The sequence below is a fragment of the Arthrobacter sp. zg-Y1219 genome (assembly GCF_030125545.1).
Lineage (GTDB): Bacteria > Actinomycetota > Actinomycetes > Actinomycetales > Micrococcaceae > Arthrobacter_B.
Genome location: NZ_JASKLY010000020.1, coordinates 1 through 17,638 on the forward strand (window position 1 = coordinate 1; position 17,638 = coordinate 17,638).

General features: G+C 65.9%; 16 protein-coding genes and 1 tRNA gene. 11 read left to right on the plus strand and 6 right to left on the minus strand.

All coding sequences use genetic code 11. The features are described 5' to 3' along the window. The 4 genes from QNO00_RS15085 to QNO00_RS15100 all read right to left on the minus strand — a co-directional run. Positions 1 to 390: Na+/H+ antiporter subunit E (locus QNO00_RS15085; protein ID WP_284025213.1), on the minus strand; the 390-nt coding region annotated here is incomplete at its 3' end. 14 nt (positions 391 to 404) lie between these two features. Next, complete coding sequence (locus tag QNO00_RS15090) at positions 405 to 2,015, minus strand: Na+/H+ antiporter subunit D (protein WP_284025099.1); 1,611 nt, start codon at positions 2,013 to 2,015, stop codon at positions 405 to 407. Beyond that, entirely contained in the window at positions 2,012 to 2,500 is a 489-nt protein-coding gene (locus QNO00_RS15095) for a Na(+)/H(+) antiporter subunit C (RefSeq protein ID WP_229966165.1), read from the minus strand. The genes QNO00_RS15090 and QNO00_RS15095 overlap by 4 nt, the downstream gene beginning before the upstream one ends. Continuing rightward, positions 2,497 to 5,505: a Na+/H+ antiporter subunit A gene (locus QNO00_RS15100; protein WP_284025100.1), complete on the minus strand. Its 3,009-nt coding sequence runs from the start codon at positions 5,503 to 5,505 to the stop codon at positions 2,497 to 2,499. The genes QNO00_RS15095 and QNO00_RS15100 overlap by 4 nt, the downstream gene beginning before the upstream one ends. Before the next feature lie 201 nt (positions 5,506 to 5,706). Here QNO00_RS15100 and QNO00_RS15105 point away from each other — a divergent pair, with 201 nt between their 5' ends. Continuing rightward, complete coding sequence (locus tag QNO00_RS15105; RefSeq protein ID WP_284025101.1) at positions 5,707 to 7,077, plus strand: MFS transporter; 1,371 nt, start codon at positions 5,707 to 5,709, stop codon at positions 7,075 to 7,077. A gap of 52 nt (positions 7,078 to 7,129) precedes the next feature. Here the strand turns inward: QNO00_RS15105 and dcd are convergent, their stop codons facing one another. Beyond that, positions 7,130 to 7,705, minus strand: a complete 576-nt coding sequence (gene dcd, locus QNO00_RS15110; RefSeq protein WP_229966168.1) for a dCTP deaminase — start codon at positions 7,703 to 7,705, stop codon at positions 7,130 to 7,132. A 55-nt stretch (positions 7,706 to 7,760) separates the two neighbouring features. Further along, positions 7,761 to 8,615, minus strand: coding sequence for a tryptophan 2,3-dioxygenase (locus QNO00_RS15115; RefSeq protein WP_284025102.1), 855 nt, complete (start codon positions 8,613 to 8,615; stop codon positions 7,761 to 7,763). A 171-nt stretch (positions 8,616 to 8,786) separates the two neighbouring features. Here QNO00_RS15115 and QNO00_RS15120 point away from each other — a divergent pair, with 171 nt between their 5' ends. From QNO00_RS15120 to QNO00_RS15165, 10 genes are all read left to right on the plus strand, one after another. Next, positions 8,787 to 9,308 (plus strand): SseB family protein, encoded by a 522-nt coding sequence (locus QNO00_RS15120; RefSeq protein ID WP_284025103.1) that lies wholly within the window; start codon positions 8,787 to 8,789, stop codon positions 9,306 to 9,308. A 103-nt stretch (positions 9,309 to 9,411) separates the two neighbouring features. Beyond that, on the plus strand, positions 9,412 to 10,455 hold the full coding sequence (locus QNO00_RS15125; protein ID WP_284025104.1) for a M4 family metallopeptidase: 1,044 nt from the start codon (positions 9,412 to 9,414) through the stop codon (positions 10,453 to 10,455). Next, a complete protein-coding gene (locus QNO00_RS15130; RefSeq protein WP_229966172.1) occupies positions 10,452 to 10,748 on the plus strand; it encodes a protealysin inhibitor emfourin in 297 nt (98 codons plus the stop codon). Before QNO00_RS15125 ends, QNO00_RS15130 begins: the two co-directional genes overlap by 4 nt. A 66-nt stretch (positions 10,749 to 10,814) precedes the next feature. Beyond that, positions 10,815 to 10,888, plus strand: a tRNA-Gly gene (locus QNO00_RS15135). Positions 10,889 to 11,054: 166 nt separating this feature from the next. Then, positions 11,055 to 11,981 carry an AEC family transporter gene (locus QNO00_RS15140; RefSeq protein WP_284025105.1) on the plus strand — a complete coding sequence of 309 codons (927 nt, stop codon included), beginning with the start codon at positions 11,055 to 11,057 and terminating at the stop codon, positions 11,979 to 11,981. A 176-nt stretch (positions 11,982 to 12,157) separates the two neighbouring features. Further along, positions 12,158 to 13,441 (plus strand): sugar ABC transporter substrate-binding protein, encoded by a 1,284-nt coding sequence (locus tag QNO00_RS15145; protein WP_229966174.1) that lies wholly within the window; start codon positions 12,158 to 12,160, stop codon positions 13,439 to 13,441. Next, positions 13,438 to 14,406 carry a carbohydrate ABC transporter permease gene (locus QNO00_RS15150; RefSeq protein WP_229966175.1) on the plus strand — a complete coding sequence of 323 codons (969 nt, stop codon included), beginning with the start codon at positions 13,438 to 13,440 and terminating at the stop codon, positions 14,404 to 14,406. Before QNO00_RS15145 ends, QNO00_RS15150 begins: the two co-directional genes overlap by 4 nt. Continuing rightward, entirely contained in the window at positions 14,406 to 15,248 is an 843-nt protein-coding gene (locus QNO00_RS15155) for a carbohydrate ABC transporter permease (protein WP_229966176.1), read from the plus strand. The genes QNO00_RS15150 and QNO00_RS15155 overlap by 1 nt, the downstream gene beginning before the upstream one ends. Before the next feature lie 37 nt (positions 15,249 to 15,285). Continuing rightward, positions 15,286 to 16,554 carry an ABC transporter ATP-binding protein gene (locus QNO00_RS15160; RefSeq protein WP_229966177.1) on the plus strand — a complete coding sequence of 423 codons (1,269 nt, stop codon included), beginning with the start codon at positions 15,286 to 15,288 and terminating at the stop codon, positions 16,552 to 16,554. 75 nt (positions 16,555 to 16,629) lie between these two features. After that, on the plus strand, positions 16,630 to 17,610 hold the full coding sequence (locus QNO00_RS15165) for a hypothetical protein (protein WP_284025106.1): 981 nt from the start codon (positions 16,630 to 16,632) through the stop codon (positions 17,608 to 17,610). Positions 17,611 to 17,638: the final 28 nt, after the last annotated feature.

Here is a 17,638-nt window from a genome sequence, read left to right on the forward strand (position 1 = left end):
CCCCCCCCCCACCACCAGGGAACCCGGAATCAGCGACAGCGCGTGCCCGGTGGCGGTGACCAGAAGGTCCGAGTGGCTGCGCAGCTTCACGCCCACCACTGCATTCTTGATGTGCGGACCCTTGGTGATGGACAGCCAGAGCACCTCGAAGCTGGCGTGGACCAGCTTGTAGAAGAACCGGACCGCGAAGCCCAGGGCGTAGATCGGATTGAACCGGCCGCTGAGCTCCACCGGCGGCAGGTAGAAGATGTTGGCCACGACGAAGGCAATCGCGGCGCCGAAGATCAGGTTGCCGGCACTGAAGTCCTGCCAGAGGGCGCCCCAGAGGAACACCAGCCAGATCAGCAGCGGGATTTCCTTGAGCAGCGGCACGCGCGGCCGGTTGCGCATTTGGGCCCTGCGGGTCACTGGCCTGCCCCCTCTCCCAGAACGGCTTCAATGTACGGTGTGCGGTCCAGCAGATCCTGCGCCGCGTCGTCGCTGAGCGAGAACAGCGGACCGGCCAGGACGGTCAGTGAGACGCCGAGCGCCACCAGGCCCACGGTGGGATACACCATGGTGCGCGGCAGCAGGTCGACGGCGCCGCGGCCGGAGAACTTGCCCGTTGACTTCTCGGTGACCTCGCCGGAGTGGCGCACTGCGGACCCGTCGTCGCCGGTCGCCAGCAGGATCGGGTCCGGATGAACGGCGTCTTCAGGTGTCCGCCAGAACGCACGGTTCCAGACCCGGGCCATCACCAGCAGCGTCAGCAGGCTGGTCAGCACGCTGGCCCCCACCAGGGTGTACGCCAGCGGAGTGCCCAGGTCGACGCCGGCCTCCAGGAGTCCGAGCTTGCCGAGGAAGCCCGAGAACGGCGGAATCCCGCCCAGGTTGATGGCCGGAATGAAGTACAGCACGGCCAGCAGCGGTGAGAGCTTCGCCAAACCGCCGAGCCGGTCCATGTTGGCGGTGCCGCCGCGGCGCTCGATCAGGCCGGTGACCAGGAACAGGGAGGTCTGGATCGTAATGTGGTGGACCACGTAGAACACCGCGGAGCCGATGCCGATCACCGATCCCACGGCCAGGCCGAACACCATGTAGCCGATGTGGCTGACCAATGTGAAGGAGAGCATTCGCTTGATGTCGGTCTGTGCCAGGGCACCCAGGATGCCGACCACCATGGTCAGTCCCGCCACCACCATCAGCAGGGTGTTGATGCGGTCGCCGGGGAAGAGCAGCGTCTCGGTGCGGACCATGGCGTAGACGCCCACCTTGGTCAGCAGCCCGGCGAACACCGCGGTGACCGGCGCCGGAGCCGTCGGATAGGAGTCCGGCAGCCAGAAGGACAGCGGAAAGACTGCGGCCTTGATTCCGAACGCGACCAGCAGCATCAGGTGCAGCATCAGCTGCGTGCCGGGGTCCAGGTCCTGCAGCTTCACCGCCAGGTCCGCCATGTTCACGGTGCCGGTGGCCGCGTAAATCATGGCGATGGTGATCAGGAACAGCAGCGAGGAGACCACGCTGACCACCACGTAGGTGATGCCGGCGCGGATGCGTGCAGTGGTTCCGCCCAGGGTCATCAGCACGTAGCTCGCGGTGAGCAGGATTTCGAAGCCCACGTACAGGTTGAAGAGGTCCCCGGCCAGGAAGGCGTTGGACACTCCGGCAACCAGGATGAGGTAGGTCGGATGGAAGATCGAGATCGGACCGTCTTCGTCACCGTCGGTCATGCCCTGCCCCGCTGCGTAGATCAGCACCGCCAGGCTGACGGCAGAGGAGACGACCAGCATCAGGGCGGAGAACTGGTCCACCACCATAGTGATGCCGACCGGCGGCAGCCAGCCGCCCAGGTTCACGGCCTGGGCTCCCGTCTCCCAGATGGAGAACAGCAGGATGACTTCCAGGAGCAGCGTCACGGACAGGATGGTGACGCTGATGATGCGCTGGGCGCGGGTGTGGCGGATCAGGATGAAGGCAAGGGCCGCGCCGAAGAACGGCAGGACCACGGCCAGCGGAGCCAGACTTACGGTGTTCATTCCTTGGCCTCCGGGCTGGTGCTCTGACCGGAGGCGCGCAGGGATCCGGGCGCCTCTTCAGCCTCTTCGGGCGGGGTGAATTCGGTGGTGTCCTCGGGGACGTCGGCGTCGTCCTCCGCGTCGAAGCTGCTCTGGCTTGCCACGCGGCGGTCCTCGAGGTCGTCCTGGACCTCGTCCTGGCGGCTCAGCACCCAGGACCGGTAGATGATGCCGAGCATGAACGCGGTCACGGAGAAGGAGATCACGATGGACGTCAGGATGAAGGCCTGCGGCAGCGGATCGTTGTAGTCTTCCGCTGCAATGTCGGCGCTGAACAGCGGAGCCAGGCCCTGGAAGCCGCCGGTGGAGAGCAGCAGGATGTTGGTGGCGTTGGTGAGCATGGTCAGTCCCAGCACCACGCGGGTCAGGCTGCGTTCCAGGAGCAGGTAGATCCCGCAGGCATACAGCGCTCCCATAATTACCATGAAGGTGATGTTCACGCTCATCGGGCCACCTCCTCCTCTTCTCGGCTGGGTATTTCGGGTTCGGGCTCGATCGTCTCCTCGTCGTCGGAGGAGCCGCCTTCGCTGCGTTCATCGATTTCGGAGCCCAGGCTGCGCAGGACATCCAGCACCAGCCCGACCACCACCAGGTACACGCCGATATCGAAGATCGTGGAGGTCACGAACTTGACCTCGCCGAAAATGGGCCAGGTGAACTTGATGATGGCGCTCTGCAGGACCTGTCCGCCGAAGACCAGCGGCGCGGCGGCCGACAGTCCGGCCAGGCCCAGCCCGCCGCCGAGCAGCAGGCCGGCGCTGACCGGGCTTGCTTCGGCCAGTTCGAACCGGCCGCCGGCCAGGTAGCGGATGGTCAGGGCGAGTCCGGCCATGAGTCCCCCGGCGAAGCCGCCGCCGGGCATGTTGTGCCCGGCCACCAGGAGATAGATGGAGAACAGGATCACCGAGTGGAACAGCAGGCGGGTAATTACCTCGAAGATGATGGAACGCCGTTCCGGAGCGAGGGTCCGCCCGGCGACGAGCCAGGCGTCGCGGCTGACGCTGGAGAACTTCCGTGCCATCGCGAGGGTGGCCTCCTGGCGGCCGGAGGACGCGAAGTGTTCGCGGCCGCGGTCCACGGATCCGGTGGCGACGCCCTCTGCCCGGCGGCGCTTGTCGCCGCGGCCGCGCACGAAGATCAGCGACGCAACGCCGGTGGCGGCCATGGCCAGCACCGAGATCTCCCCGAAGGTGTCCCAGGCGCGGATGTCGACGAGCGTGACGTTGACGATGTTGGCGCCGCCGCCCACCTCGTAGGCGAGGTCGGGGAAGGCCAGGGAAATGGGCTCCGCCACGCGGGACGCCATTGCCGTCATGGCCAGGACCACCATGGTCCCGCCGAAGGCAATGCCGAGCAGGGCGCGCAGCATGCGGTGTCCGGCCGGTTCGCGCTTCCAGAGCCGGGCCGGCAGGGAACGCAGCGCCAGGACAAAGGCAACCAGGACGATGGTTTCCACCAGCATCTGGGTCAGGGCCAGGTCCGGCGCGCCCTGCAGGGCGAAGATCAGGGCGATTCCGTAGCCGGTGACGCTGACCATGAGCACGGCCAGGAACCGCTTGTTGGCGCGGGCAGCGGCGAGGCCCCCCAGGATGATGCCGACGCCGATCACTGCCTGCAGCGGCGAATCAAACCAGTGGAACTGGTCCGGCAGCGGCGCGTCGCGGACAATGAGCGCGAAAAGCGGAGTCACGACCGCCACCGACAGGATGACGAAGAGGTAGAACATCAGCGAACCGCGCTGGGTGCGTCCGGTGACCCAGACCGCGACGTCGTCGAGCACGCCGATAATCCCGCGGTAGGAGCGTTCGGCGTCCAGCGGGGCGGTGAAGCGTCCCTGCAGCCGTTCCACCCGGATCCGCTGCCAGAACAGCAGCAGCCCGGCTCCGATGGTGATGACGGTCAGCAGCAGTGCGGTGGTGAAGCCGTGCCACAGGGCCAGATGAGTGGGGCTGCCGTCGGCCGGGTACAGGTCCGCGTAGGAGGCGATGGCTGCGTCCAGCGGTGCCGGCCACAGGCCGAAGACCACGGTTACGACGGTCAGGATGCCGGGCGCGGCGAGGAAGGTCCACGGCACCGGCTTGAAGGCGGTGGGCTTGGCGTTGGGCTTGGTGGCGAAACCGCCCCAGACGAAGCGGGCGCTGTAGGCAAAAGTCAGGATGGAGCCGATGACGACGCCGGCCAGCAGCACTGCCGCCCCGGCGGTTCCCTGCTTCTCGGCATAGTGGACGAAGGTCTCGTAGACCGATTCCTTGGCCACGAAGCCGAGCAGGGGCGCCACTCCGGCCATGGACGCGGCGCCGATGAGGGCCACGATGAACAGCTGCGGAGAGGAGCGGTGGATGCCGGAGAGCTTGCGGATGTCCCGGGTCCCCGACTGGTGGTCAACGATGCCCACCACCAGGAACAGGGTCGCTTTGAAGAAGCCGTGGGCCAGCAGCAGGCCGAGCCCGGCCACGGCGGCTTCCCGGTTGCCCAGTCCCACCACCAGGGTCAGGAAGCCGAGCTGGCTGACGGTTCCGTACGCGAGGATCAGCTTCAGGTCGTACTGGCGCAGTGCGCGCCAGCCGCCCAGCAACATGGTCGAGAGGCCCAGGACGAGCACGACGGCGTGCCAATAGGTGGATTCCGAGAATCCGGGAGCGAGCCGGGCCACCAGGTAGATGCCGGCCTTCACCATGGCCGCTGCGTGCAGGTAGGCGCTGACCGGCGTGGGGGCGGCCATCGCGGCAGGGAGCCAGAAGTGGAACGGGAGCAGCGCGGATTTGGACACCGCGCCGATGAGCATCAGCACAATGGCCACGTCCACGACGGCGCCGCGTTCGAGCAGCTGCGGGGCCATGGCGAGGATCTCGGAGATCCGCAGGGTGCCTGCGGCGTTGCCAATCAGCACCATGCCCACCAGCATCGCCAGGCCGCCGAAGGTGGTCACGATCAGCGCCTGCAGCGCCGCCCGGCGTGCGGACAGGCGGTGCGCGGAGTAGCCGATCAGCAGGTAGGACAAGACCGTGGTCAGTTCCCAGAAAACGAACAGCAGGATCAGGTCATCGGCTGTGACCAGGCCGAACATTGCCGCGGCAAAGGCCAGCAGCTGGGAGCCGAAGGCGCCCATCTGCGCGTCGCCCGGGCGGAAATAGCGGGCGCAGTAGAAGAGGACCAGCGAGCCGACGCCCAGGATGAGGATGGAAAGGACCGCGGCCAGGGTGTCCATCCGGAAGGCCAGCTCCACGCGGAGATCGGGAATCCAGGGGATGACGAGCGACGGCGGGGCGTTGGGAGCGCCCGAGGCCAGCGTCTGGTCGGCACCTGTGTACCGGGGAAACGTGACCAGCAGCCAGACAAAGGCTGCGGCGGGGACGGCGGCCAGGACATAGAACGCCGAACGGCCGATCCTGCGGAACATTAAGGGCGCCACCAATGCCACCGTAAACAAAACGGTGAGCACAACTAGCACAAGATCTCCCGAGCTTTTTTGACAGTCTTCCAGCCGCAGCTACAGCTGTAGTTATCAAGATGGTGGTCAGAGGGCGTATATCTATTCTACCCATGGCATACACCTAAGTTGCATTTGGGGTACCCGGCGCTACCCGGCGCGGGACATGCCGGTGCTTCGTTTGTGGCCCGGCGGAACCGCGGGCACCGATAGCATCTGGCTATGGTCTCCAACACACAAGCACCCAGCACCTCCTCCGCCGGCGCGCCGGCGGTGGTCCGGAAACGGCAGATCCTCGCCTGGGCGGCCTGGGACTGGGGATCAGCGGCGTTCAACGCGGTGATGACCACCTTCGTCTTCACCGTGTATCTGACCTCGGAGAGCTTCGGCGGAGAGGCTCACGCTTCCTCGGTCCTCGGCTACGGCGTCGCTCTGGCCGGGCTTGCAGTGGCCGTGCTGGCGCCCGTCGTCGGGCAGCGCTCGGATGCCGGCGGCCGGCGCAAGACCTGGCTGGGCGTGAACACGGCGCTGGTGTGCCTGGTGACCGCGCTGTGCTTCTTCGTCTATCCGCGCCCGGAATTCCTGCTGCTGGGCGTGGCGCTCATCGCCCTGGGCAACGTCTTCAACGAGTTCGCGAGCGTGAATTACAACGCGATGCTGTCGCAGATCTCCACCCCGGCCAATGTGGGCAGGGTCAGCGGCTTCGGCTGGGGCATGGGATACGTTGGCGGGATCGCCGCCCTGGCCGCAGTGCTTGTGGGCTTCATCAACCCCGACGTCGGATGGTTTGGCGTCACGACCGAGGACGGGCTGAACATCCGCGCCGTGGCCGTCTTCGCCGCCGTATGGCTGGCAGTGTTTGCGCTGCCCGTGCTGTTTGCGGTGCCGGAGGTTCCCCGGCGGGAACGGGCTGCCGGAATTGGTTTCTTTGCGTCCTACGGCCTGCTGTTCCGCCGCATCAAGGCCATTTTCAAGACCAGCCCGCACACCGTCTGGTTCCTGCTGGCCAGCGCGGTGTTCCGCGACGGCCTGGCCGCGGTCTTCACCTTCGGCGGCGTGATTGCCTCCGGGACCTTCGGCTGGGAGCTGTCCCAGGTGATCATCTTTGCGATCTTCGGCAACGTCGTGGCCGCGGTGGGCGCCATAGCCGGCGGCTTCCTGGACGACCGCGCCGGACCGAAGAACGTCATTGTCTTCTCCCTGGTCGGCCTGCTCATCTCCGGCGGAGTGATTGGCCTGTTCGGGGCCGAAGATGTGAGCCTGCTGGGACTGCAGTGGTCCGGCGACACCACGTTCTGGATCTTCGGCCTGCTGCTCTGCCTGTTCGTGGGTCCGGCGCAGTCAGCGTCCCGCGCGTTCCTGGCCCGGCTGGCCCCGGAGGGCGAGGAAGCCGAACTGTTTGGGCTCTATGCCACGACCGGCCGGGCCGTGAGCTTCCTGGCACCGGCCCTGTTCGCGGCGTTCATCAGCATCTTCGGCGCCCAGCGGTACGGCATCCTGGGCATCCTGCTGGTGCTGCTCCTGGGCCTGCTGGTCCTGCTGCCGGTCCGCTCCCCCGGCAAGACACCGCGTGCGGTGGTTCCGGAGGTCTAGCGGGCCGACCGGGGGCCGGGACCGCCCGGTGGGCCGGTCGAAGGAACCGGGCCTAGACCGTAGTGCGGTGGAAGTTCAGGTGGCTGAGCGACGCCGTCGGACCGCGCTGTCCCTGGTAGCGGTTGCCGTACTGGCCGGAGCCGTAGGCGAATTCCGCCGGCGAGGTCAGCCGGAAGAAGCACAGCTGGCCGATCTTGGATCCGGGCCAGAGCTTGATCGGCAGCGTCGCCATGTTCGACAGCTCCAAGGTGACATGGCCGGAGAAGCCGGGGTCGATGAAACCCGCGGTGGAGTGCGTGAGCAGGCCGAGCCGGCCCAGCGAGGACTTGCCCTCAAGCCGCGCGGCGATGTCGTCGGGGAGCGTGACGGTCTCGTAGGTGGAGCCGAGCACGAACTCTCCCGGATGCAGGATGAACGGCTCGTCCGGGTCAACCTCCACCAGGCGGGTCAGGTCCGGCTGGTCCAGGGAGGGGTCGATGTGCGCGTACTTGTGGTTGTCGAAGAGCCGGAAGAACCGGTCAATGCGCACGTCCACACTGGACGGCTGGACCATTCCGGGTTCGTAGGGATCGAGAACAATCCGCTTGTCGGCAATTTCGGTTCGGATGTCGCGGTCAGAAATCAGCACCTTCTAAAAATAGCGCATCGGCGCCGGCACTCCCGCCGGAGTCCCGCCGGGCCGGCTACCGGCCGATCTCCGTCCGGACGGCGTACAGCTCGGGGAAGAACGTCAGTTCCAGTGCCCGCTGCAGGAAGGAAGCACCGGAGGAACCACCGGTTCCCCGCTTGAATCCGATGGTGCGCTCCACCGTCTTCAGGTGCCGGAAGCGCCACAGCTGGAAGTTGTCTTCCAGATCCACCAGCTCCTCGCAGGCTTCATAAACGTCCCAGTGCTCCGCGGCGTTCTCGTAAACGTGTTGGTAAACACGCATCAGGGCCTCGTTGGCCACGTGCGCCTGGCTGAAGTCGCGGGTCAGCAGTTCTTCCGGAACGTCGTAGCCGCGGCGGTGCAGGAAGAAGATGAACTCGTCGTAGATGCTGGTCTTGTCCAGCAGCCCGGTGAGCAGCTCAACGGCCGCCGGGTCCGACGCAAAGACGTTCACCATGGCCGCGTTCTTGTTGCCGAGCAGGAATTCCACCGCCCGGTACTGATGGGACTGGAAACCGCTCGAGGCTCCCAGGTCCCCGCGGAATTCCGCGTACTCCGACGGCGTCAGCGTGGCCAGCACCGACCATTGTTCCGTCAGCGAGCGCTGGATGTGCTTGATGCGGGCGATGCCCTTCATTGCCCCGCGCAGATCGTCGCCTGCCAGCTTGGAACGCACCGACCGCAGCTCGTGCAGGACCAGCTTCAGCCACAGCTCGGAGGTCTGGTGCTGGATGATGAAGAGCATTTCGTCGTGGTGCTCCGGGCTGCTGACCGGATGCTGGGCCCCCAGCAGCTGATCAAGGGCCAAGTAGCTTCCGTAACTCATCTTGTCGGTGAAGTCCCGTTCGATGCCCGGTTCCAGGCTGCGGGTATTCCTGCTGACACTCATCGGTGCTCCGTTTTTCGCTGATCGGTCCGGACAGCTCCCACGGTAGCTTCACGGTCCGCGGCCCGCTCCCCCGCCGCGCTCGAAGCCTGCCCCCGCTTGAAACACCCCCCTGCTGCTGTGCCAAACTTGCCGCTGAGCATTCTGGTTTTAACAACTTCTGAGGAGAGACCCATGGCGGAGAACACTGACAACACCGACGGCGCCGGACAGGACACTTCCGTGCCGGGCCAGGCACAGTATTCCGATCCCGAGGGCGCGGCCGCCCTTGAGGAAGCGATTGTTGCCGGGAAGGAGGGGCGGATCAGCAGCCAGGAACTGGTGGCGCGCATCTGCGAGTCGGAGCTGCTCAGCGTCGGCCGGCTTCAGGACGACCAGGATCCCTCCTCCTTCCAGGCCCTCGTCCTGAAGTCTCCGGAAGGTGACTCGGCCGTGGCTGCCACCTTCACCACAGCCGGGCGCGTGCCCGAGCAGATCCGCGAACAGGCCCCGGTCATGGTCAAGGCCGGCGGCGAAGCCACGCTGCGCAGCATCGCGCAGGGTTACGGCCTGGCCATCAACCCCGGCAGCGACATGGGCCTTGAACTGGGTCCGGAGGGCGTGGCGGCCATTGTTGCCGCTTACGACCAGGCGGCAGCCAACCGGGCACCCGGCTCCGCCCCCGACGGAGCAGAAGGAAACCCGCAGGCACAGTAGGACGGTCGGCCTCCCGGCCTTGCCATGTCGGAGGGGGCCTCTAGGCTGAGGCTCCGGGCGCAGTTCCTGCTCCCGGCTCGAGACCGATTCTTGGAGGACTCCCATGATCTGTTCGATCGTTCCCCCTTACCTTCTGGCCCGCATCGCCGAGCAGCAGGACGGCAGCTTCAGCCGGGCCGCGGAGGCGGCGCGGCGGGCGCTGGCCGAGCTGCCTCCCGTGCAGCAGGCCCGCGCGCAGGCCCGGCAGGTTCCGGCGCCGCACCCGGGCACCGCCGTCGTTCCATCGCTGCGGCGGGAGGTGTCCGACGCCGGCGGCACGGAAACCCTGCCCGGCGCCCTGGTCCGGGCGGAGGGCAGCGGGCCCTCCGGTGACGGCTCGGTCGACGAAGCGTACGAGGGACTCGGAGCCACCCACGCCCTCTTCAGCGACGTGTACGGCAGGTCCTCGGTCGACGGCGCCGGCGGGGTGCTGGCCGCCACCGTCCATTACGGCCGCGACTACGACAATGCGTTCTGGGACGGCGAGCGGATGGTCTGCGGGGACGGCGACGGCGAGGTCTTTGAACGATTCACCAAGTCGCTGACGGTGATCGGCCACGAGCTGGCGCACGGCCTCATCCAGTACACCTCCCGCTTCGAATACCAGGACCAGGCCGGGGCGCTGAACGAGTCGGTCTCCGATGTGTTCGGCGTTCTCGTCGAACAAAAGCTCCTCCGCCAGGAAGCGGGGGACGCCGCCTGGCTGGTGGGCGCCGGCTTGTTCACGGCGCAGGTCTCGGGCGCCGCCCTGCGTTCCCTGAAGGCTCCCGGCACGGCCTACGACGACGACGTCCTGGGCCGGGACCCGCAGCCCGCCACCATGGCCGGTTATGTTTCCACGACAGCGGACAACGGCGGCGTTCACATCAACTCGGGGATCCCCAACCATGCCTTCTATTTGGCCGCCGTCGCCATGGGCAGCTATGCCTGGGAACGCGCCGGGCAGATCTGGTACGACACAATCACCGAGCAGACCCTTCCCGTGGACTGCACCTTCTCCCTCTTCGCGGCCGGGACGCTGCTTGCCACCGAGAAGCGCTACGGAACGTCCGGGCCTGAATACGGCGCCGTCGCCGACGCCTGGGAAGCCGTGGGAGTGCGGCCGTGAAGATAGTTGTGGTCCGCACCGGCGGTTTCGCGGGCCTCACCCGGGTCTGGAGCATTCAGGTCAGCGCCGAGGAAGCGGAGCAGGAGTGGCTGCCGCTGTTGCAGAATCCGCCGCCGGGACAGCCCGCCGGCCCGGACCGGTTCGTTTATGACATCCAAGTGGGCCATTTCACGGCCACCCTGCCCGAGAGCTGTGTGCAGGGAAGGTGGCGGGATCTGGTGGAGCGCGCACGCCAAGGCGCCCGGAATGCCGGAGCCGACGGGCTGGATGACGGGCCGGCCGACGCACCCTAACGCCCAAATTCCGTGAGGCCGCGGTTACATGTAAAGTGGTTGCCTGTGCCGGAGTACTCCGGCTCTGCGGGCGTAGCTCAATGGTAGAGCGCTAGCTTCCCAAGCTTGATACGCGGGTTCGATTCCCGTCGCCCGCTCCACCTGACGGCCCCCGGAATCCTCGAGATTCCGGGGGCCGTCGTGTTTCTGCGTGCTCCGCTGCCACCCGTATACTGGGCCGCGATGAGCCGCTTAGTTACCCACTCCATGATGTTTCCGTCCGAGATCCGCCGGGTCTCCGCCACCATCCCCGTTTCGTAGTTCCCGGTGCTGGGGGTACTCACCGGGTTTACGGTTGTCTGGATCATCATCCTGGCCGGTTATGTGATTGGCAGGCTGGGCGTGCTGGGCGGCAACGCCCAAACCGTGCTGAGCCGGCTGACGTTTTTTGTGGCTTCGCCTGCGCTGCTGCTGGTGACGCTGAGCGACGCCGACCTGCACACCGTTTTCTCCCTGCCGCTCCTGGTCGCAGCGGTCAGCGCCCTCCTGACAGCGCTCCTCTTCCTGCTGTGCACCCGCTGGTGGCTGCGCCGGCCGTTCCCGGAGGCCCTCATATCGGCGATGTCCTCGTCGGTGGTCAATGCCGCGAACCTCGGCCTGCCGATCGCCGTGTACGTGCTCGGAGACGCCGCCTACATCGCGCCGGTCCTCATCTTCCAGCTGGCATTTTTCACACCGGTGTTCCTGATGCTCATGGATTCAAGCACCAGCGGCCGGCGGACCTCGGTGCTGTCATTCCTGGCCCAGATTGGCCGCAACCCCATCATCATCGGCACCCTGATCGGGTTGATCCTGGCTGCCACCGGACTTCAACTGCCCGTGATCATCCTGGAACCGGTCACGCTGATCGGCGGAGCAGCGGTACCGGCGATGCTGCTGGCGTTCGGCATCTCCCTGGTCGGTTCCCGGCCGCTGCACCGCGACGGCGGCCGGCGGATCGACGTCGTACTGGCGTCGGCCTTCAAACTGGTGCTGCAACCGGCCCTGGCCTACCTGCTGGCCCGGTTCGTCCTCGGGATGGAGGGGCACCTGCTGTTCGCCGTCGTCGTCACCGCAGCCCTGCCCACCGCACAGAACGTATTTGTTGCTGCAACCCGGTACGAGGAGGGCGTGCTCGTTGCCAAGGACACCGTACTGTTGACCACCATCATCTCCCTGCCGGTCCTCGTGGCGATCGCTGCACTCCTGACCTGAGCAAACCACCTTCCCGCGCCGATGGGACAGTGGCGAAAAACACGGTCAGGGCATAGTGTCTTTCGAAAGGCTGCTTAGGGTGGCAGCCGCCGCGGAGTTTTCGGACTCTGCGCCTACGACGAGGTGGAGGCACAACACCGATGCCAACGGATGCAAGATACTACGGCCCATCCCGTATGAGGAAACATGCAGCTGCGGGGTTTGCCCTCGCCGTTGGAGCAACGTTGCTGAGTGGCTGCAGCTCCAGCGAAGGTGCTCCCACCCTTACCTGGTACATCAACCCGGACGACGGCGGCCAGGCCGAACTGGCATCCCGGTGCAGCGACGCTTCCGGCGGCGCCTACACCATCGAAACATCGTTGCTTCCCAATGACGCCGCCTCCCAGCGTGAACAGCTGGCCCGGCGCCTGGCTGCCGGCGACAAGACCATGGACATCATGAGCCTGGACCCGCCGAACGTCCCCGAGTACGCCGAACCCGGTTATCTGGCCCCGGTTCCGGAGGACGTCGTCGAGCGCACCACCCAGAATGTCGTGGAGGGCGCGCTGGCCGGTGCCACGTGGAAGGACGAAATCGTCGCGGTGCCGTTCTGGGCCAACACGCAGATCCTCTGGTACCGGAAGTCCGTCGCCGCGGCTGCCGGACTCGACATGAGCCAGCCGGTCACCTGGGACCAAATCATGCAGGCGGCGCAGGACCAGGGAAAGTTCCTGGGCGTCCAGGGAGCCCGGGCCGAGTCAATGACGGTGTGGGTGAACGCGCTCATTGAATCGGCAGGCGGACAGATCGTGGAGAACCCCGATGCGCCGGCGGACGAGCTGCAGCTCGGCGTCGATACCGACGCCGGCAAAGCCGCCGCGGAGATCGTGTCCACCATCGGCAAGGACGGATTGGGCGGACCCGGTCTTCCCACCCAGACCGAAAACACCTCAATGATCCAGTTCCAAGGCGACGAGGGCTCCTTCATGGTGAACTATCCCTTCGTCTGGCCGGCCACAAACGCTGCCGTCGAGGCCGGAACCCTGCCCCAATCGCTCATTGATGACATTGGGTGGGCCCTGTACCCGCAGGTCAACGCCGGGGAGGACACAGCGCCCCCGCTGGGCGGCATCAACCTGGGAGTGGGCTCAAAGAGCGAGAATCCGGATTTGGCCTACCAAGCAATCGAGTGCATCGTCAGCCCGGAAAACCAGGCCTACTACTTCGCCACCAACGGCAACCCGCCGTCGAACACCGAGGCGTACAACGATCCGGAAGCCGTCTCGACCTTCCCCATGGCCGGAACCATCCGGGAATCGCTGGAGTTGTCCAAGCCTCGGCCGCAGACGCCGTACTACAACGAGATTTCCACCGGAATCCAGCAGACGTGGACCCCTCCGAGCGATGTCGACCCGGACACCACGCCGGCCACCAGCCAGGAATTCATAGTTGACGTCCTAAGAGGGGAGAAACTGCTGTGAGCACCTCCGTAGAAGCAGCCGTTCCGGGTGCCGCGGCGCGGGCCAAGGCACCGGCCAAGGCCAGGCTCAGCGACCGCGCCCGGGCCGAGCGCCGCCTTGGCTTCCTGCTGGCCGGACCGGCGTTCATCATCATGCTGGCCGTCACCGCCTATCCGATCCTGCTGGCGCTCTGGGAATCCTTGTTCAGTTACCGGCTGACCGCGCCCGCCGACCGGGAATTCATCGGACTCGGCAATTACGGCGTCATCCTGACCGACGGACTGTTCTGGCGCGATCTGGGGGTCACGCTGCTCATCACCGTGGTCACCGTCGTGGTGGAGCTGATCCTCGGTTTCGCCCTGGCCCTGGTCATGAACAGCGCCCTGAAAACCGTCCGCGGCTGGCTGCGCACGGCAATCCTGGTTCCGTACGGCATCATCACCGTGGTGTCGGCTTTCGCCTGGTTCTACGCCTTCGACATCAACTCCGGCTACATCAATCACTGGTTCAGCTGGGTGCCGGGAATCAGCACCGACCTGAACTGGTTCGCCGACACCTGGACAGCACTGTTCGTCATCATGGCGTCGGAGATCTGGAAAACGACGCCGTTCATCTCCCTCCTGCTCCTGGCCGGGTTGGCCCAGGTTCCCGGCGAGCTTACCGAGGCCGCCGAAGTGGACGGTGCCACCTGGTGGCAGCGGATGCAGCGCGTGATCATCCCCAACATGAAAGCCGCCATCATGGTGGCCGTCCTGTTCCGCGCCCTGGATGCCTTCCGAATCTTCGACAACGTCTACATCATGACCGGCGGCGCGTACGGAACCGAGGTGCTGTCGCTGCTGGCCTACCGGACCTCGATCACACGGCTGGAGATTGGCATGGGCTCGGCCGTTTCGGTTCTGCTGTTCGTGTGCGTGATTATCATCTGCTTCATCGCCATCAAACTATTCAAGGTGGACCTCACCGGTGCACGAGGGGGTAACTAATGAAAGCCTCACCCGCCAGGCGCAGAATCGTCTGGACCGTCATCTCGGTCTTCGTCATCGTCTACGCCCTGTTTCCGGTGGCCTCGATTTTCGCCACGTCCTTCAAGATTCCCAGCGATCTGACCTCAGGCACCTTCCTCCCCAACACCTGGTCGTTCACGAACTACGAGCAGATCCTGGTCGGTGACGCGCAGACGCTGTTCCTCTCCGCACTGCGCAACTCGATCGGCATCTCGCTGATCGCCACCTTCATCGCGGTGGTCCTGGCAACGCTGTGCGCCTACGGCATCGCCAGGCTGGATTTCCCGGGGAAGCGGCTGGTGCTGACCACGGCCCTCGGAGTTTCGATTTTCCCGGTGATTTCCATCGTGACCCCGCTGTTCAACCTGTGGCGCAACATCGGCCTGTACGACACCTGGGCAGGCCTCATCATCCCCTACCTGTCGCTGACGCTGCCGATCTCGATCTGGACCCTGGCCGCCTTCTTCCGGCAGATTCCGTGGGAGCTGGAACAGGCCGCACAGGTCGACGGCGCCACAACCTGGCAGGCGTTCCGAAAGGCCATCGTGCCGCTGGCCGCCCCTGGCGTGTTCACCACGGCGATCATTGCCTTCTTCATCGCCTGGAACGACTTCGTCTACGGCATCTCACTCACCTCCACCGACGCGGCCCGGCCGGTGCCGGCAGCCCTGGCGTTCTTCACCGGCGCCTCCCAGTTCGAAGAACCGACGGGCGCCATCTCGGCGGCCGCAATCATTGTCACCATTCCCGTTGTAGTGCTGGTGCTGGCGTTCCAGCGCCAGATCGTCTCGGGTCTAACCCAGGGCGCCGTCAAGGGCTAGTCCCCGCACGTCCGGTCGAAGAAAAGGATTTGTTCTCATGGCATCGATCACCCTCAAGAACCTCGTCAAGAAGTACGGAGACGGTTTTCCGGCCGTCAACGATGTCAGCCTGGACATTGCCGACGGCGAGTTCATCATCCTCGTGGGCCCGTCGGGCTGCGGAAAGTCCACCCTGCTGCGCATGATCGTGGGATTGGAGGACATCACTTCCGGTGACCTCCTGATCAACGGTGAGCGCGTCAACGACAAGGCACCCCGCGACCGGAACCTGGCGATGGTGTTCCAGAACTACGCCCTGTATCCGCACCTGACCGTGTTCGAGAACATTGCGTTCCCGCTGCGCCTGAACAAGGGCAAGTACACCGACGAGCAGGTGCGCAAGCTCGTCACGGACGCCGCTTCCACCCTGGAACTGACCGATCACCTGGACCGCAAGCCGGCCAACCTCTCGGGCGGCCAGCGCCAGCGGGTGGCCATGGGCCGGGCCATCGTGCGGCAGGCCGATGCCTTCCTCTTCGACGAACCGCTCTCCAACCTGGACGCCAAGCTGCGCGGCCAGATGCGTTCGGAGATCGCACAGATGCAGCGCCGGCTCGGCACCACCAGCGTTTACGTCACCCACGACCAGACGGAGGCCATGACCCTCGGCGACCGGGTGGCGGTCCTGAAGAAGGGCATCCTGCAGCAGGTGGCCTCGCCCCGCGAACTCTATGAGCAGCCCATCAACCTCTTCGTGGCCGGCTTCATTGGCTCACCGTCCATGAATTTCCTGCCGGCAACGGTGGAGGGAAACGTCCTGCGGACGGCTGTCGGCGATCTGACGATTCCGCAGGACAAGGCGGACAAGGCAGCGGGGAAGAACATCGTTCTCGTGGGGCTGCGGCCGGAATTCTTCGAGGACGCCAAATTCGTCGATGAGGCCAAACGCCCGCACGGCTCCGTGTTCACCGCGCCGATCAGCCACACCGAATGGCTGGGCAACGAGCAGTACGGCTACATTCCCTTCCATCCGGACCCCGAGGTCAAGGAGCTGCTGGACAACCTGGCCCGCGACATGGACGCCGACGAACTGCGCCCGCAGATCGTGGTCACCCTGGACGCTGCGTCCCGGATCCGTGGCGGACGGGACGCCGAGCTGTGGCTGGACACCCGCAAGGTGCACCTCTTCGATCCGGAGACCGGCGACAACCTCACCCGCGACGCGGCTGCGGGTGCCGAACTCACCGAGGAAGCCAACGCCGCCCGGGCCGAGGAAATCGCCGCAGCACATGAAAACGACACCGTTGGCAGCGGCGTCGAGCCCTAGGACCCGCGCCGCGGAAGCCCGGCCGTCGAACTGCCGGTCCGGGCTTCCAGGGATCCAGCCGGTATCGTTTGAGCAGTGCAGGGAACAACATCGGTCATCAAAGCAGTAGCCACCTGGCTGCTCGCGCTCATGCTCACCGTCGCCGCCGCGGTGGTGGTGATCTATTTCGTCAACACCAAAGCCTACGGACCCGAACACCAGGTCAACAGCTACTTCACCGCCCTGCAGGAGGGCGACGGCGAACGCGCCCTGGGCCTCCTCGCCGCCAGGGTGCCGGACGCGAACGCGGCACTGCTGGACGGCGACGCCCTGAAGGCCTCCACCGCCGACCTTGAGGTGCTGGACATCGCCGAACCGCGGAACGCCGGAGAAGACCGGGTGGACCTTGAGGTTCGGTATTCCCTCGGCGGGGAAGAGGGCACGAGCACGTACCGCCTCGAGCGGACGGACAGGGCGTGGCTGTTCTTCGACCGCTGGTCTTTCGCCCCCGCGGCGCTGCCGACCTTGACGGTGACGGCAGCCAGCCAGCAGAGCGCTTCCGTGAACGGCGTGCAGGTTGCCCTGCCGGAGGACACCACCACCTTCGCGGCGTTTTATCCCGTCCGGGTGGAGGTCTCATACACCTCGAAGTACTTTGCCGCGCCGGCGGAATCCGGGCTCCTCGCCTCGCCGCGGGACACCTTGGACCTGGTGCTGACCACCGAGGCCACCCAAACCCTGAAAGACGAAGTCGATGCGGACGTCCGTGCCTTCCTGGCCGGCTGCACCGCTGCCCAGGACCGCCTCGCTCCCCCGGGCTGCCCGTTCTTCCACTTCACTGACCGCGTGGAGCTGCCGATCGTCTGGAAGATCACCGAGTACCCCGAGGTGAAGATCCGTTCCGTCTCCGGCAACTGGGTGCTCTCCCCGCTCAACGGCAAGGCCCGACTCAGCACCACGCAGACCGACCTGTTCAGCGGCGCCCAGAGTCCGCTCGAAGTGGAGAAGGACTTCAGCTTTGCCGCGAAGCTAGCGATCGGCAGCGACGAAGTTTCCGTCACGCCCCTCATCGACTGACGCCGCTCCCCTCCCCCGCGAGGTAACC